This is a genomic window from Paenarthrobacter sp. AMU7 (assembly GCF_041200195.1).
Lineage (GTDB): Bacteria > Actinomycetota > Actinomycetes > Actinomycetales > Micrococcaceae > Arthrobacter.
On record NZ_CP165735.1, the window covers coordinates 2,744,500 to 2,760,579 of the forward strand.

At 62.7% G+C, this 16,080-nt stretch carries 15 protein-coding genes and 1 tRNA gene; 6 read left to right on the forward strand and 10 right to left on the reverse strand.

All coding sequences use genetic code 11. From position 1 onward, the window contains the following. Positions 1–98: 98 nt before the first annotated feature. The 4 genes from ABQM86_RS12635 to ABQM86_RS12650 all read right to left on the reverse strand — a co-directional run bounded on the left by ABQM86_RS12635 (position 99) and on the right by ABQM86_RS12650 (position 2,099). Positions 99–171 (reverse strand) — tRNA-Val (locus ABQM86_RS12635). A gap of 55 nt (positions 172–226) precedes the next feature. Continuing rightward, positions 227–1,183: an NAD-dependent protein deacetylase gene (locus ABQM86_RS12640; RefSeq protein WP_369744576.1), complete on the reverse strand. Its 957-nt coding sequence runs from the start codon at positions 1,181–1,183 to the stop codon at positions 227–229. Beyond that, on the reverse strand, positions 1,180–1,683 hold the full coding sequence (locus ABQM86_RS12645) for a peroxiredoxin (protein WP_207593778.1): 504 nt from the start codon (positions 1,681–1,683) through the stop codon (positions 1,180–1,182). The genes ABQM86_RS12640 and ABQM86_RS12645 overlap by 4 nt, the downstream gene beginning before the upstream one ends. Beyond that, positions 1,680–2,099, reverse strand: coding sequence for a DUF3052 domain-containing protein (locus ABQM86_RS12650; RefSeq protein ID WP_207593779.1), 420 nt, complete (start codon positions 2,097–2,099; stop codon positions 1,680–1,682). The genes ABQM86_RS12645 and ABQM86_RS12650 overlap by 4 nt, the downstream gene beginning before the upstream one ends. Before the next feature lie 381 nt (positions 2,100–2,480). On the opposite strand from ABQM86_RS12650, the gene aceE reads away from it, so the two are divergent. The 6 genes from aceE to ABQM86_RS12680 all read left to right on the forward strand — a co-directional run bounded on the left by aceE (position 2,481) and on the right by ABQM86_RS12680 (position 10,527). Then, a complete protein-coding gene (gene aceE, locus ABQM86_RS12655; RefSeq protein WP_369744578.1) occupies positions 2,481–5,270 on the forward strand; it encodes a pyruvate dehydrogenase (acetyl-transferring), homodimeric type in 2,790 nt (929 codons plus the stop codon). Between the two features lie 204 nt (positions 5,271–5,474). Next, positions 5,475–6,719: a CdaR family transcriptional regulator gene (locus ABQM86_RS12660; protein ID WP_089595416.1), complete on the forward strand. Its 1,245-nt coding sequence runs from the start codon at positions 5,475–5,477 to the stop codon at positions 6,717–6,719. A gap of 88 nt (positions 6,720–6,807) precedes the next feature. Beyond that, a complete protein-coding gene (locus tag ABQM86_RS12665) occupies positions 6,808–7,737 on the forward strand; it encodes an ACP S-malonyltransferase (RefSeq protein WP_207593781.1) in 930 nt (309 codons plus the stop codon). Next, on the forward strand, positions 7,734–8,795 hold the full coding sequence (locus ABQM86_RS12670; RefSeq protein WP_369744579.1) for a beta-ketoacyl-ACP synthase III: 1,062 nt from the start codon (positions 7,734–7,736) through the stop codon (positions 8,793–8,795). The genes ABQM86_RS12665 and ABQM86_RS12670 overlap by 4 nt, the downstream gene beginning before the upstream one ends. Before the next feature lie 117 nt (positions 8,796–8,912). Then, positions 8,913–9,158, forward strand: a complete 246-nt coding sequence (locus ABQM86_RS12675) for an acyl carrier protein (protein ID WP_011692310.1) — start codon at positions 8,913–8,915, stop codon at positions 9,156–9,158. Between the two features lie 133 nt (positions 9,159–9,291). Continuing rightward, positions 9,292–10,527, forward strand: coding sequence for a beta-ketoacyl synthase (locus ABQM86_RS12680; RefSeq protein ID WP_207593783.1), 1,236 nt, complete (start codon positions 9,292–9,294; stop codon positions 10,525–10,527). Between the two features lie 162 nt (positions 10,528–10,689). Here ABQM86_RS12680 and ABQM86_RS12685 read toward each other — a convergent pair whose 3' ends face one another. The 6 genes from ABQM86_RS12685 to ABQM86_RS12710 form a co-directional block, all read right to left on the reverse strand. Further along, positions 10,690–11,193, reverse strand: a complete 504-nt coding sequence (locus ABQM86_RS12685; protein WP_026005636.1) for a DUF3145 domain-containing protein — start codon at positions 11,191–11,193, stop codon at positions 10,690–10,692. A gap of 236 nt (positions 11,194–11,429) precedes the next feature. Continuing rightward, positions 11,430–12,329, reverse strand: coding sequence for a tyrosine recombinase XerC (locus ABQM86_RS12690; RefSeq protein ID WP_369746666.1), 900 nt, complete (start codon positions 12,327–12,329; stop codon positions 11,430–11,432). Positions 12,330–12,416: 87 nt separating this feature from the next. Continuing rightward, positions 12,417–13,649, reverse strand: coding sequence for a DNA-processing protein DprA (gene dprA / locus ABQM86_RS12695; RefSeq protein ID WP_369744581.1), 1,233 nt, complete (start codon positions 13,647–13,649; stop codon positions 12,417–12,419). After that, complete coding sequence (locus ABQM86_RS12700; protein WP_280623008.1) at positions 13,646–15,190, reverse strand: YifB family Mg chelatase-like AAA ATPase; 1,545 nt, start codon at positions 15,188–15,190, stop codon at positions 13,646–13,648. The genes dprA and ABQM86_RS12700 overlap by 4 nt, the downstream gene beginning before the upstream one ends. Next, positions 15,191–15,556, reverse strand: coding sequence for a YraN family protein (locus tag ABQM86_RS12705; RefSeq protein WP_207593787.1), 366 nt, complete (start codon positions 15,554–15,556; stop codon positions 15,191–15,193). Between the two features lie 103 nt (positions 15,557–15,659). Next, positions 15,660–16,004: a DUF2469 domain-containing protein gene (locus ABQM86_RS12710; protein WP_089595421.1), complete on the reverse strand. Its 345-nt coding sequence runs from the start codon at positions 16,002–16,004 to the stop codon at positions 15,660–15,662. Positions 16,005–16,080 lie beyond the last annotated feature (76 nt).

Below are 16,080 nucleotides of genomic sequence, written 5' to 3' on the forward strand. Positions count from 1 at the left end.
CCGGCCCTGACATTAAAGGGTTGTGGAGAACGTGGCCTTCGCGCGAAAAAACCCCGCCACTGCCAGCCAAAGGCTAGGAGTGACGGGGTTTCCATCGGTGGGTCCTACCGGGATCGAACCGATGACATCCACGGTGTAAACGTGGCGCTCTACCAGCTGAGCTAAAGACCCATTGTGCGGTTTCAGTGCCTCAGCGCTTCAACCAACGAACAACGACTCTACATGATCAATCGGGAGAAACACCAATCGGCGGATTCGCGCTTGTAAGATCCGGCAAATTCCGTGCCAAATAGTCCAAGGCGCCGCTGACTCCGAGCTCGAGTTTCAGGGTGGCATAGCTGTCACCCCGGGTAGCTCCCCGATTGATGATGACTACCGGCTTTTCGGCCTTGGCAGCGTGGCGCACGAAGCGCAGCCCGCTCTGCACCGTCAGCGACGAGCCTGCTACGAGGAGTGCCTCCGCTTGATCAACCATGGCGTAGGCGCGCTCAACGCGGTCCTTGGGAACGTTTTCGCCGAAATAGACGAAGTCGGGCTTAAGTATCCCTCCGCACCTGGGACACACCGCCATGATGAACGAGGTGATGAGCTCCGGATCCTCAACCGTTGCATCAGCATCCGGAGCCATTTCCACGAGCCCGGACTCCAGGGCGGCTTCAAGGAACCCTGGATTGATCTCCTCAAGGATCGCTGCAATGAGCCGCCTGCTGAATATATGGCGGTTCTCCAGACAGACCACCTGGTCAAAGCGCCCGTGCAAATCCACCACATTGACGCTGCCGGCGTCCTCGTGGAGCCTGTCGACGTTCTGAGTGATGAGGCCGGACAGGAGGCCCCTGCGCTCCATCAGCGCGACCGCGGCGTGTCCGGCGTTGGGGTCGGCATGCCTCAAGTGGGACCACCCAAGATGATTCCGGGCCCAATAGCGTCTGCGGTTGGCCTCGCTGCCGATGAACTCCTGGAAGGTCATGGGATTCCGGGGTGCAGAACCTGGCCCTCGATAATCCGGAATACCGGAGTCGGTGCTGAGCCCGGCGCCCGTCAGCACCGCCAGACGCTTTCCACCCATGGCCTCTACAGCCTTCCTGACTGACAGAAGCTCATCGGGATCAAGCTGCGCCGCCGGCGCAGGAGCCATGCTGGCAAAACCAGTCATTCCCACGCCGGGCCGGCCGGCACTCATGCTTGCTGCTGATCGAGCGCCGTGAGCGCGAGGCGGTATTCAGCCAAGTCCCTCGCTTGTCCACGTGGATTGACGACAACGTACCGGATGATCCCCGCGGCGTCGATGATGAACGTTCCCCGCAGAGCCATACCACTGACGTCGTCGAAAACCCCATAGGACCTTGCCACCGCCCCATGGGGCCAAAAATCAGCCAGGAGGTCAAATCCATAGCTTTCCTGGTGGGCGTAAGCGCGCAGGGTGAATTTACTGTCCACGGAGACGGCAAGTACCACGGCGTTCGAATCCTCGAACGCCGAAATGTTGTCACGAATCTCACAGAGTTCACCGGTGCAGATCCCGGAGAACGCGAAGGGGTAGAACACCACAACTACGTTGCGGCCCCGGTAATCCGACAGGCGGACAGGCTCGCCAAACTGGTTTACGAGCTCAAAGTCCGGCGCAGTTTGGCCCGGCTGCGGTACAACCGCAGGCGCCGGCGCCAGTCGGACATCGGTCACTTGTTCTTCTTCGGCACCAGTCGGGTGGCGCTCCAGTCTTTCGACACCCCGGCAGAGGTGGTGAGGTGCAACCCGGACGTGGGGGCCGCATCCTGGATATCAGCCGGAGAAACATAGTTGTCACGGCCTGACTTAGGGGTCATCACCCAGACAACTCCGCCTTCCTTCAGCGTGGTGAGCGAATCCATGAGGGCATCAACAAGATCGCCGTCGCCATCCCGCCACCAAAAGACAACGGCATCTACTACGTCGTGGTCGTCTTCATCCAACAGCTCAGAGCCCGTCACATCTTCAACGTCATCACGCAAGTCGAAGTCGACGTCGTCGTCGTAGCCGCGCTCCTGAATCAGATCCCCATCTTTGAAACCCATTCGTTCCGCCACATTTACCGATGTGGCGGCGTCGGCCTCGCTCACGTTTCCTCCTTTTGAAGTGACTTCCATTACTAACAGCCAACACCCTTTGGGCGTGTGCTTCAAGCCATTGTCCCTGCCACGGGCCACATTCCGCATTCCCCGGGGTGTTTCGGGGCTGTGACACTCACGTGCTTTCCGTCACGCAGGCCGGCGGGGTGTGACATACAACGCCCTTCAGGGCCCACGGCTACGCATCCCAGCGCAGTGAAAGCTAGAGTGGCCATGAGCGCTCTGGCTGCAGGGCGATCGCCCCGCAGAATTCTACTGGGCAGCCAAGCGCTCACAAGACCTGCCCGGCGCATCCGACCGGGCTGTTGAAACCGAAATGTCGCACACGACGCGTTCACGACGGGCAGTTACCCTGCCAGACCTGAGGCGCCGATGCATGCGCCTAAAGGAAGGTTGGACGTGGCTGCAGGAGAAGAGACCTCACACATCCTCAGCGGGTTGACTGCCCAGCTGCCTGATCGTGATCCGGAAGAGACCGCGGAGTGGATTGAGTCCCTTGATGCGTTGATCGCGGAGCAGGGTACCGAGCGTGCCCAGTACATTATGCGTTCGTTGCTTCAGCGTGCCGGCGCGAGGTCGGTGGGTGTGCCGATGGTGACGACCACTGATTATGTGAACACGATCCCGGTGGACCAGGAAGCGCCGTTCCCGGGGAACGAGGAGTTCGAGCGCCGGTATCGTGCGTACATGCGGTGGAATGCCGCGGTCATGGTCCACCGTGCGCAGCGTTCCGATATTGGTGTGGGCGGGCATATTTCCACCTATGCCGGTGCTGCGACGTTGTATGAGGTGGGGTTCAACCACTTCTTCCGTGGCAAGGACCATCCCTCCGGCGGGGACCAGGTGTTCTTCCAGGGCCATGCTTCCCCTGGCATGTACGCCCGGGCGTTCATGGAAGGCCGTCTGACCGAGGAGGATTTGGACGGGTTCCGTCAGGAGAAGTCCAAGGCCGGCCATGCGTTGTCTTCGTACCCGCACCCGCGCCTGATGCCGGATTTCTGGGAGTTCCCGACCGTGTCGATGGGTATCGGCCCGATGAACGCGATCTACCAGGCCCAGTCCAACCGGTACCTGCAGAACCGTGGCATCAAAGACACCTCGGACCAGCAGGTCTGGGCGTTCCTCGGTGACGGGGAAATGGACGAGCCCGAGTCCCGTGGTTTGTTGCAGCTCGCCGCGAACGAGAACCTGGACAACCTGAACTTCGTGATCAACTGCAACCTCCAGCGCCTGGACGGACCGGTCCGCGGCAACGGCAAAATCATGCAGGAACTCGAAGCGTTCTTCCGCGGTGCGGGCTGGAACGTGATCAAGGTCGTTTGGGGCCGGGAATGGGATTCCCTGCTGGAAGCAGACCAGGACGGGGCGTTGGTGAAAATCATGAACGAAACCCCCGATGGTGACTACCAAACCTACAAAGCCGAGTCCGGCGGGTTCGTGAGGGAACACTTCTTCGGCAAATCCCCGCAGACCAAGGACATGGTCGCGGATTTGGACGACGAACAGATCTGGGGCCTCAAACGCGGCGGCCACGACTACCGCAAGGTCTACGCCGCGTACAAGGCCGCGACCGAGTTCAAGGGCAAACCCACCGTGATCCTGGCCAAAACGGTCAAGGGCTACGGACTGGGCCCGCACTTCGAAGGCCGCAACGCCACCCACCAGATGAAGAAACTGACCATGGAAGACCTCAAAGCCTTCCGTGACCACCTCCGCATCCCCATCAGCGATGACCAACTCGACGCTGACCTCTACCGGCCCCCGTACTACCACCCCGGCATGGACGCCCCCGAAATCAAGTACCTCATGGAACGCCGGGCCGAGCTCGGCGGGTTCGTCCCCGAACGCCGCCGCAAACACACCGAGGTCACCTTGCCCGACGCGAAGTCCTACGACGTAGCCAAACGCGGATCCGGGAAACAACAAGCCGCCACCACCATGGCCTTCGTCCGTTTGCTCAAGGACCTGATGCGGGACAAGAACTTCGGCGCCCGGTTCGTGCCCGTCGTCCCGGACGAATCCCGGACCTTCGGGATGGACGCGTTCTTCCCGACCGCGAAAATCTACAACCCCAAAGGCCAGAACTACCTCTCCGTGGACCGCGACCTCGTCCTGGCCTACAAAGAATCCCCCGCCGGACAACTGATCCACCCCGGCATCAACGAAGCCGGCGCCGTCGCAGCCTTCACCGCCGCCGGGACCGCCTACGCCACCCACGGCGAACCCCTGGTCCCGATCTACGTGTTCTACTCCATGTTCGGCTTCCAACGCACCGGCGACTCCTTCTGGGCCGCAGCGGACCAAATGACCCGCGGCTTCATCATCGGCGCCACCGCAGGACGGACCACCCTCACCGGCGAAGGACTCCAACACGCCGACGGACACTCCCCCCTCCTGGCCTCCACCAACCCCGCCGTGAAAACCTACGACCCCGCCTACGGCTACGAGATCGGCCACATCATCCGCCACGGCCTCGAAGAAATGTACGGCGAGGCCTCCGAGGACCACAACGTGATGTACTACCTCACCGTCTACAACGAGCCCATCACCCAACCCGCGGAACCAGAAAACCTGGACATCAACGGACTCCTCAAAGGCATCTACCACCTCGCCGAAGCCCCCACCGCGGACAGCACCAACACAGCGAACCGCCCCACCGCGAACATCCTCGCCTCCGGCGTGTCCGTGCCCTGGGCCCTCGAAGCCCAACGGATCCTCGCCGAAGACTGGAACGTCGCCGCCGAAGTCTGGTCCGTGACCTCCTGGAACGAACTCCGACGCGACGGACTCGCCGCCGAAGAACACGCCTTCCTCAACCCCGGCCAACCCGCCCGCACCCCGTTCATCACCGAACAACTCGCCGGCCACACCGGACCCGTCATCGCCGTCACCGACTACATGAAAGCCGTCCCCGACCAAATCCGCCAATTCATCCCCAACGACTTCGCCGCCCTCGGAGCAGACGGCTTCGGCTTCTCCGACACCCGCCAAGCCGCACGCCGCTACTTCAAAAACGACACCCACTCCATCGTCGCCAAAACCCTCCAACTCCTTGCCGCCAAGGGAGAAGTTGAAGAAGGTGCCTTGGAGAAGGCCATCGAGAAGTACCGGCTCCTGGATGTGAACGCCGGCACCACCGGCGGAGCAGGCGGAGACGCCTAACAACCGCAGGAAAACCCTCGGACGCAGTCCGGTACCAGGGGCCACTCCAGCACCCAACGAAACGGCGGCTTCCACCGAAAGGTGGCGGCCGCCGTCGTGGTTTAACCGTGGGGGAAGAGTCTCCAGTGCATGTGAGCAGCAACAACACAACTTGTAGCCTTCTCACAAATGGAGCTTGCCCGGGATGGGCCGTATGCTCGTTCCATGGCAGAGCCGAGCAAAACCACCACCAAGCGCAAGGCAGCAACCCAGGCATTGTCGCCTGAAAAGGCCGAAACTCTGCGTCAACTCCGTGCCAATGTGGGCCAACTGTCCACCAGCACCATGCGCCAACTCGAGAAGTCCCTGCCCTGGTACAGCCGTTTGAGCTCCGATGAGCGCTCGGCGCTGGGGCTCGTGGCACAGAACGGCATCGCGGCATTCGTGACCTGGTACGAACGGCCGAGCTCACCGTCATGGATTCTCACGGACGTGTTCGGCAACGCCCCCACGGAACTGACCCGATCCATCAGCCTCCAAAAAGCCCTGCAGCTGATCCGCATCGTCGTGGAGGTGGTGGAAGACCAGGTACCGGTGATCGCGCCGGAATCGGACCAGCCCTCACTTCGCGAAGCGGTCCTCCGGTATTCGCGGGAAGTGGCCTTCGCGGCTGCGGACGTCTACGCCCGGGCCGCCGAGTCCCGCGGCTCCTGGGATACCCGCCTGGAAGCACTGATTGTGGATGCCATCCTTCGCGGTGAGAACACGGATGCTTTGCGGTCCCGGATCGCAGCCCTTGGCTGGAAAGCCCAGGAGCGCTTCACGGTGATGGTGGGGAATTCGCCGTCGGAACCAAGCGCCAGCTATGTCAGCGAGCTCCGCCGGACTGCCGGGCGTTTCGCCGAGGACGCCCTGGTGGGAATCCAAGGTGACCGGCTCATCCTGATCCTTGGTGGTGTCCAGGACCGCGACACCGCATACCTCAAACTCAGCGAACTTTTTGCGCCGGGCGCAGTGGTCTACGGGCCCGAGGCCGGGTCTTTGTTGGAGGCCAGCAGCTCGGCCCAGGCAGCATTCGCTGGTCTCACTGCCGCCCGCGCATGGCCTTCCGCTCCACGTCCAGTTGCCGCCGACGACCTGCTTCCGGAGCGTGTTGTCTCCGGTGATGACGCCGCCCGCAGGTCCTTGATCAAGAACATCTACCGGCCGCTGCTTGCCGCCTCCAACGGGTTGGTGGAGACTCTGGGAACCTACCTGGAGCTGGGGCATTCACTGGAAGCAACGGCACGCGAACTGTTCGTCCATGCCAACACAGTGCGCTACCGTTTGAAGCGTGTCTGCGACGTAACGGGCTGGGATCCGCTCCTCCCAAGGGAAGCTTTCGTCCTCCAAACCGCCCTGGTGGTAGGCCGGCTTTCAGCGCAACCGAAAGCCGCTCCCGAACGTCATACGTCGCGTTCACAGAACTGAACCGTTGTAGACTTCCTACAAACTGACCCAGTGAGCTTGGTGTACCAAAACACCAGTGGATCACGTGGCAATTTGGAAAGCTGGATACGTGCTTGCAATCGTCTGCCCTGGACAGGGCTCCCAGACCCCCGGATTTTTGGCCCCTTGGCTGGAACTCCCCTCCGTCGAAGGCCAACTGGCCAACCTGAGCGAGATCGCAGGCATTGACCTCAAGGCCCACGGCACCACCTCCGATGAAGAAACCATCAAGGACACTGCAGTGGCCCAGCCGCTGATTGTCGCGGCAGGGCTGGTAGCTGCTTCGTCTTTGTTCGACGTCGAGCTCAGTACCCTCCCCGTGATCCTCGCCGGCCACTCCGTAGGCGAGATCACGGCTTCTGCCTTGGCCGGCGTCCTCACGGAAGCTGAAGCCATGACCTTCGTCCGGGAACGCGCCAACAGCATGGCCGCTGCTGCCGCTGTCACCCCTACCGGCATGAGTGCTGTGGTGGGCGGCGATCCCGCTGAGGTACTGGCAGCCATCGAAGCCGCCGGAGCAACGCCCGCGAACGTCAACGGTGCCGGACAGACAGTCGCAGCGGGCACCTTCGACCAGCTCAAGGCCTTGGCAGAAAATCCGCCGGCTAAAGCGCGCGTGATCCCCCTCAAGGTTGCAGGAGCATTCCACACCTCCCATATGGCTCCGGCCGTCAGCGCGCTCGAGTCCCTCAAACCGTCGCTTTCACCCCAGAGCCCGGCCGTTCCTTTGCTGTCCAACTACGACGGCAAGGAAGTCACTGCCGGACCTGCCGCCGTCGACAGCCTGATCGCCCAAGTGTCCCGTCCCGTCCGCTGGGACAAATGCATGGAAACGCTCGTCAGCCGCGGTGTCACCGGCGTGATCGAACTGGCCCCAGCCGGCACCCTCGCAGGATTGGCCAAGCGCGGCATGCCCGGTGTCAAGACCGTCGCTGTCAAAACCCCGGATGACCTGTCCGCGGCTCTCGCTCTCTTCGCAGAATTGGAGGGACAGGCATGAGCACTCCCGTGTTGAACAAGGCAGTTGTCAACGAGAACGCCCGTATCCTCGGCATCGGCGCCTACCGCCCCGATGTCATTGTCACCAACGACGACGTATGCCAGTGGATCGACTCCTCCGACGAATGGATCCGCCAGCGAACCGGCATCATCACCCGTCACCGCGCCGCTGCTGACATCAGCGTCATCGACATGGCTGAAGGCGCCGCACGCGAAGCGTTGCAGCACGCAGGAATCGACGCGTTCCAACTGGGCGCCGTCATCGTGTCCACCGTGACGCACCCTTACGCCACGCCGTCGGCTGCCGCTGCGCTCACCGAACGTTTGGGCGCGACGCCGGCACCCGCCTTCGATATCTCGGCCGCCTGTGCCGGGTACTGCTATGGCGTGGCCCAGGCCGATGCCCTGGTTCGTTCCGGCGCAGCCCAATACGTCCTGGTGGTTGGCGCGGAGAAGCTTTCCGACGTCATCGACAACCACGAACGCACCATCTCGTTCCTCCTCGGCGACGGCGCAGGCGCTGTGGTGGTTGGCCCGTCCGACACTCCTGGCATCGGCCCCTCCGTCTGGGGCTCAGACGGCAGCAAGTGGGACGCTATCGGCATGACCCACTCCCTTGAGGACGTCAAGAAGCTGGGCGAATCCGCCCGGCACTCCGATGAAATCGACGATCCCGCCATTCTTTCGGCAACCCAGGATGTTTGGCCCACCCTGCGGCAGGACGGTCAGACCGTGTTCCGCTGGGCCGTCTGGGAAATGGCCAAGGTTGCCCAGCAGGCTCTGGATGCCGCCGGCATTGAAGCAAGCGACCTCGCTGCCTTCGTTCCGCACCAGGCAAACATGCGGATCATCGACGAGATGGTCAAGAAGCTGAAGCTTCCCGAATCCGTTGTCATCGGCCGCGACATCGCCCAAGCGGGCAATACCTCCGCAGCGTCGATCCCGCTGGCAACGCACCGCCTGCTTCAGGAGAACCCTGAGCTGAGCGGCGGCCTGGCCCTGCAGATCGGGTTCGGCGCCGGACTGGTCTTCGGCGCCCAGGTAGTGGTCCTGCCGTAGACCGGGACTCGTCCCGGCTACCACCAGCCAACTGAATACGACTTACAAACCCAAACCGTAAACCGCGGTTTGCCCCCTTTCCGGCAGTAGCCGGTACAACAAGAAAAGGAGCCAACAATGGCTAGCAACGAAGAAATCCTGGCCGGCCTGGCTGAAATCGTCAACGAAGAGACGGGCCTCGCCACCGAAGCCGTAGAGCTGGACAAGTCTTTCACCGAGGACCTGGACATCGACTCCATCTCCATGATGACCATCGTTGTCAACGCTGAAGAGAAGTTCGGCGTTCGCATCCCGGACGAAGAGGTCAAGAACCTCAAGACCGTCGGCGACGCCGTCAGCTTCATCGCCAACGCACAGGCCTAGTCCTGACACCAGCTGTGCCGGGCCGGGATTAACGTCCCTGCGCCCGGCACAGCCGCAATACCACCCAAAGATTTTTTTGCCTCCCCTTGTGAACGCTGCAGGAGGGATGGCTGATCCGACAGAGAGTGATCGCATGGCACGCAAAGTAGTCATAACCGGTCTGGGGGCCACCACTCCCATCGGCGGCGACGTACCCACAATGTGGAAGAACGCGCTGAAAGGGGTCTCCGGCGCCCGCACGCTCGAAGACGAGTGGGTGGCCAAATACGACCTCCCCGTTCACTTTGCTGCCCGGTGCTCGACGCCGGCACTTGAAGTTCTGAGCCGCGTCGAGGCCAAGCGCATGGACCCATCCACGCAGTTTGGTGTCATCGCCGCACGTGAAGCGTGGTCCGACTCCGGTATCGAAGAGATCGACCACGACCGTCTCGCGGTAGCCTTCGCCACCGGAATCGGCGGCGTCTGGACCCTGCTGGACGCTTGGGACACGCTCAGGGACAAGGGTCCCCGCCGGGTCCTGCCCATGACCGTTCCCATGCTCATGCCCAACGGTGTGGCCGCAGCGGTCAGCCTTGACCTCGGCGCCCGCGCTGGAGCGCACACCCCGGTTTCGGCATGTGCGTCCGGCACCGAAGCACTCCACCTGGGCCTGGACCTGATCCGCTCCGGCAAAGCAGACGTCGTAGTATGCGGTGGCGCTGAAGCTGCCATCCACCCGATGCCGTTGGCCGCGTTCTCCTCCATGCAGGCATTGTCCCGCCGCAACGACGAGCCGGAGCGCGCCTCCCGCCCGTACGACACCGACCGGGACGGTTTCGTCATGGGTGAAGGTGCCGGCGCACTGGTCCTCGAAGCCGAGGAACACGCCATTGCCCGCGGCGCCCGCATCTATGCAGAACTGGCCGGAACGTCCGTCACAGCGGATGCCTACCACATCACCGCACCGGACCCCGAAGGCCTTGGTGCGACCCGGGCACTGAAGGCGGCAATGTTTGATGGCCGCATCCAGGCCGAAGACGTGGTGCACGTCAACGCACATGCCACCTCGACTCCTGTCGGCGACAAGCCCGAGTACACGGCGCTGCGCGCTGCTCTGGGGACCCACGTAGACAACGTGGCGGTCTCTGCCACCAAGTCGCAGATGGGCCACCTCCTGGGCGCTTCAGGGGCCGTTGAGGCTGTCTTGACAGTACTGGCGGTCTACGAGCGCAAGGCCCCAGTGACCATCAACCTCGAAAACCAGGATCCCGAGATCCCCCTCGACGTTGTGACCTCCGTCCGCGACCTGCCATCCGGTGACATCGTGGCGCTGAGCAACTCCTTCGGCTTCGGAGGACACAACGCCGTCATAGCGGTCAGGAACGTCTGACCGGACTCGGAGCACGCTCCTTTATCGACGTTTGGTTGAAACGTGAGAAGGGCCCCACCATCAGGTGGGGCCCTTCTCATTGCTATGGAAGACGCTTCTCGTCGGATTTAGTTGGATGAGGTCGGCGGACTCTGTGCGCTGAGCCTACCTGGTGCTGCCCTGCTAACCGACTTGGTGCAGCCAGCGAACCGGTGCGCCCTCTGCTGCATGCCGGAAGGGTTCGAGTTCCTCGTCCCACGCCTCACCCAGCGCCAGGGACAACTCATGGTAGACAGCCGAGGGGTCGCCTGCACCTGATTCGTAGGCGTAACGGATGCGGTCCTCGGTGACCATGATGTTGCCATGGACATCCGTGACGGCATGGAAAATTCCGAGCTCCGGGGTATGGGACCATCGGGCTCCGTCCACTCCCTGGCTCGGTTCTTCGGTGACCTCGTAACGCAGATGCGCCCAACCCCGAAGGGCTGATGCCAACTGCGCACCCGTGCCGGGCGTTCCCGTCCACGACAACTCGGCCCGGAACATTCCGGGCGCAGCAGGTTGAGGGGTCCACTCAAGATCGGTCCGCTTGTCCACGACCGATCCGATGGCCCACTCGACGTGCGGGCAAAGTGCCGTAGGGGCCGAGTGCACAAACAGGACACCGCGGGTTGTTGCAACAGACATTCCATCCTCCATAGCTGTAGGTACGTCTTCCCCAACGACCTCTGCTTGGATGTTTGCTGTTGCTGCCGGATGCCATGAATTACGTGGGCCCTGACAGGCTATTCAGTTATGTGAAGTGCTACTGACGATCTTGGCACAAAGATAACCCTCAACTGTGAATTGAAGGTTTCCCCGTGGTGCTCTTATTTTGCCGTACGGCGCGGCTTTCCGCCAGTGCGGCTCATGGGCGGGCCTGCTCAGGCCCTGGGGTGCGCCTGCTGGTAGCTTTTCCTCAGCCGGTCCACGGACACATGGGTATAAATCTGCGTGGTCGCCAGGCTGCTGTGTCCCAGAATTTCCTGGACGGCGCGCAAGTCCGCTCCGCCGTCCAAAAGGTGGGTTGCCGCGCTGTGCCTGAGCGCATGCGGTCCCGTGGCCGACGTATCGCCCAAGGCTTGCAGCAGCCCGCTGACCACGGCCCGGATCTGGCGTGGATCAACCCGGTTGCCCCGTACGCCCAAAAAGAGGGCCGGCCCGCTGCTGGCGGTGACCACTGCAGGACGTCCCCTACGAAGCCAGTCATCGACTGCCACAGCTGCCGGGACTCCATACGGAACAGTTCGCTCCTTGTTTCCCTTGCCCAGAACCCGGAGAGTCCGACGGTCCGGGTCGAGGTCATCAATATCCAGGCCGGCAAGTTCTCCGACGCGAACTCCGGTGGCGTACAGGAGTTCCACCATGGCCCGGTTGCGAACAGCCATGGGGCCCCCTTCTGCGGCTGCCGTATTCAGGTCATCCACCATCCGGGTAACCTGCTGCTGCTGAAGGACTCCTGGCAGGGATTTGTCCCGTTTGGGAGCCTGCAGGCGGATCGCCGGGTCAGTGGCAATAAGCTCTTCCCTCAGGGCCCAGGCGGTGAAAGACCTGGCCGTGGCAGCCCGGCGGGCCAGGGTGGCCCGGGCCATGCCCGCTTCACTTTGCGCACCCAGCCAGCGGCGCAGGGAACCCAGCTCGAGCTGGCCGAGCTCTTCGATACCTTCCTGCACGGCAAAACCGAGGAGGCTCTCCACGTCTGCAAGATAAGCACGCACAGTGTGCGCCGACCTCGCCCGTTCACCCTCCAGGTAGCGGCGAAAACCAGCAAGGGCGCTGAGCATCGATGATGGCAGTGATTGTCCGTTCACACGTCCCACTGTGCCAGCATCCGGCACCGACAGGACGGATCAACATGTTTCCAATCCTGGTCAGGTATTTTTGGCCCGTTTCCAGGCGCCTCGTTCCGAGCTGGCCAATCCCATGAGTCCCAGTCGTCCAAGGCCTGCCCGCACAGCATCCGGGCTCAGGCCTGCCACCACAGTCAGCTTTTCCACTGAACTGGTGGAACGGAGGGGCAGGGCATCCAAAAGAATGAGATCTTCCAGCGACAAACCATCGTGTACTGACACGTCGGCGCTTTTTTCCTCACTGGTGAATTCGCCGACTGCTCCGGCCAGTTCGGCGATCTCACCCACGTCAGTGACGCACACAGCTCCTCCATCCCGCAGCAGGCGGTGGCAGCCTGCCGAGTTGGCGCTGTGAATGGATCCCGGCACGGTGGCGACAACCCTGCCGATCGATTCAGCATGATGAGCAGTATTGAGGGCACCTGAACGCCAACGAGCCTCTACCACGACGGTGACGGACGCCAGGGCTGCAATGAGCCTGTTCCGCTGCAGGAACCGGTAGCGGGTAGGTGCGGACCCAGGCGGCACCTCCGAGATGACAGCACCTTGGGTGGCAACAGCCCGGAGCAGGTCCTCGTTGCCGGAGGGGTAGAAGCGGTCCACACCGCCGGCCATCACGGCAATGGTGGGCAGCCCGGCTCCCCCGCCGCTGAGCGCCCCACGGTGAGCATGGGCATCAATGCCATAGGCGCCTCCGGAGACCACCGTGTAGCCACGCTGCGCCAAGCCAAACGCGAAGTCTCCCGTAACGGACGCGCCGTAGCTCGTACTGTCCCTGGATCCGACCAAGGCAATGGTTCGCCCCAAGGGCGGCAGCGGCTGTTCCTGGCCCCGCCACCAGAGACAGAGCGGTTCCTGGAGTCCAAGGTCCTCCAGTTGCTCCGGCCATAATTCATCCCCGGGAATGATGAAGCGCCCACCCAGCCGACGCATGGTTTCAAGGTCACGCTCCGGTGCCAGGTCACTAACGCGCGGCGCCCATCTCCGGAGACTGGCCGGGAGCCCTACCCACGTGGACGGTCCCCCTGCCTCAACCAGCAGGGCGGTAATCTCCTGCTCCACAGTGGGACCTGCCGCCAGTTCCCCGGTCGCCACACCCAGGGCATCAACCGCCCCGAGAGCCCGTACCAAGGCGAGCCCAACGGAGTCCTGCGGCTCCATAAGCCGGGCAAGTGCTGCCCGCGCAATCCGTTCTTTGTCCTGCATCCCCGCTGTTGCCACTGGATTGGTTCCCTTCGATTCACGGTCTGTCATGGCGCACCCGCCGCTTGTCGCAGACTGAGCGCTTGGCCGATGTGGTCAACGTCCGGTGTCCCGCTGTGTCCCAGGTCGGCGAGCGTCCATGCCAACCGAAGGACGCGATCGTAACCGCGGGCAGTCAATGTGCCGCGTTCCAATGCGGTGTCCAGGATCCGGGTGGTCCCCGACGCCAGCCGCAGTTCGCCTCGCAAGGTGCGTCCTGGAACTTGGGAGTTCGTTTCAAGCCCCAATTGCCGCAACCGATCCAACTGGGCTTCCCTCGCCGCCAATACCCGGGTCGCTACAGTGCCTGTGTCCTCTTCCCGTCCTGCTTGACCGAAATCCGCCAGGGAGACCCGTTCAACCTGGAGCTGGATGTCTACCCTGTCCAGCAGCGGACCCGACATCCTCCCGAAGTACCGCCGCCGCATCATGGCAGTACAGGTGCAGTCCATGCCCTTGCCTGACGCCTTCCCGCACGGGCAAGGGTTTGCCGCAAGGACGAGTTGGAAACGGGCTGGGTACGCCGCCGTTCCTGCGGAGCGGTGAATGACGAGCTCCCCACTCTCCAGCGGTTGCCGGAGCGCATCGAGCACACGGCGTTCATATTCCGGGGCTTCGTCCAGGAACAGCACGCCGCGATGCGCCCGAGATGCAGCACCCGGGCGCGGAAGTCCGGATCCACCGCCAATGATGGCCGCAGCTGTGGCACTGTGATGAGGATTCTCGAAAGGCGGCCTACGGATCAGCCGCACTGCCGAGGATTGTACGGCGGCCAACGAATGGATGGCCGTCACCTCCATCGCAGCGTTATCTGCCAAATCCGGGAGCAGTCCGGGCAGACGCTCCGCCAGCATCGTTTTTCCAGCACCCGGCGGCCCTGTCAGCAGCATGTGGTGGCCGCCGGCGGCGGCGACTTCAAGCGCCCTGCGCGCCTCGCCTTGGCCCGACACATCGCAGAGGTCCGGCACCAAGGCATGGTCGCCGCCGCCGTCGTCGTCAGGGACGCAGCCGTCCCCGGGGTCGTAGTCGAGGGCCAACTCCTTGGGGTCGGCCCCGAAGTCGAACGCGAGCCTGGCGAGCGTCTTGTACCCGCGGACGTTTGCCCCCGGTACCAAGGAAGCCTCCACGGCGTTTGAGTCAGCTACCACGACGTCGGGATAGCCAGCCTGAACGGCCGCCATCACCGCCGGCAGGATGCCCCGGACCGGCCGCAACCGGCCGTCCAAACCAAGTTCCGCGATGAATACCGTCCCGTCGATGGAACGGACGTCGTTGGCGGCACACAGAACCGCCATGGTAATCGCCAGGTCGAAGCCGGAGCCCCGTTTTGGGAGCGACGCCGGTATCAGGTTGGCCGTAATTTTTCGCCGGCTCAGGGGTATCCCGGAGTTTTGGGCAGCCGAGCGGATTCGCTCCTTGGCTTCGTTCAGAGCAGCGTCCGGCAGGCCCAGAATGACAAAGTTCGGAAGTGTCTGGCCTATATCGGCTTCAACCTCCACGATGTAGCCGTTGAGGCCCACCAAGGCAACGCAGTAGCTGCGCCCCACTCCCATTCAGCCCACACCCCGCAGGTGGTCAAGCTCCGGCTCGCCCACGCCGTCGTCGATGACCGACACGACGTCCACGCGCCTCCGGAGTGCCTTCAGCTCGTGTTCCCGGCACCACGATGAAGCCAATCGGTGGAGGCGGGCCAACTTGGCAGTCCCCACAGCTTCAAAAGGATGCCCATAGTCAAGGCTTCGTCGGGTTTTGACTTCAGCCACCACAAGGGTGTCTCCGTCGATCGCGACGATGTCGATTTCACCGTCTGCGCATCGCCAATTACGATCGACGATCCGCATCCCCTGGCTTTCCAGAAAACCGGCCGCCAAGGCCTCGCCGCTCCTGCCCAGCAGGTCTTTTGGTCTCATGACCATCACCTCCGCTTACCAGCTTTCCGGCTGGCGGCGGTGGGCGGCAGGGGCTCACGGGGCTATGTGGGTAAACCTTCCCGGATCACTGCTGTGGAGGAAGAGTCAGATGCTAGTTTCCAAGATCGCCCAAGTCCCCGAGCCCGCCATCCTTGGGCAGGGACAGGTCTTCACTGCGGGGCAGCTCTTCGACATTGACGTCCTTGAACGTGATCACGCGGACGTTCTTCACGAAACGGGCTGAACGGTAAACATCCCATACCCAGGCATCCTGGAGGGTCAGGTCGAAGTAGACTTCACCGTCCGCGCTGCGTGCCTGCAGATCAACATGATTGGCCAGGTAGAACCGTCGTTCAGTTTCCACGACGTAGCTGAACAGACCGACAACATCCCTGTACTCGCGGTAGAGCTGCAGCTCCATGTCGGTTTCATAGTTCTCAAGGTCCTCGGCACTCATAGTTCCATCTTGCACTATCTGCCGCGCGGCATGCGCCAACCGGAGCATGACCCCAGGCCACAGCAGGGCAGCAGCA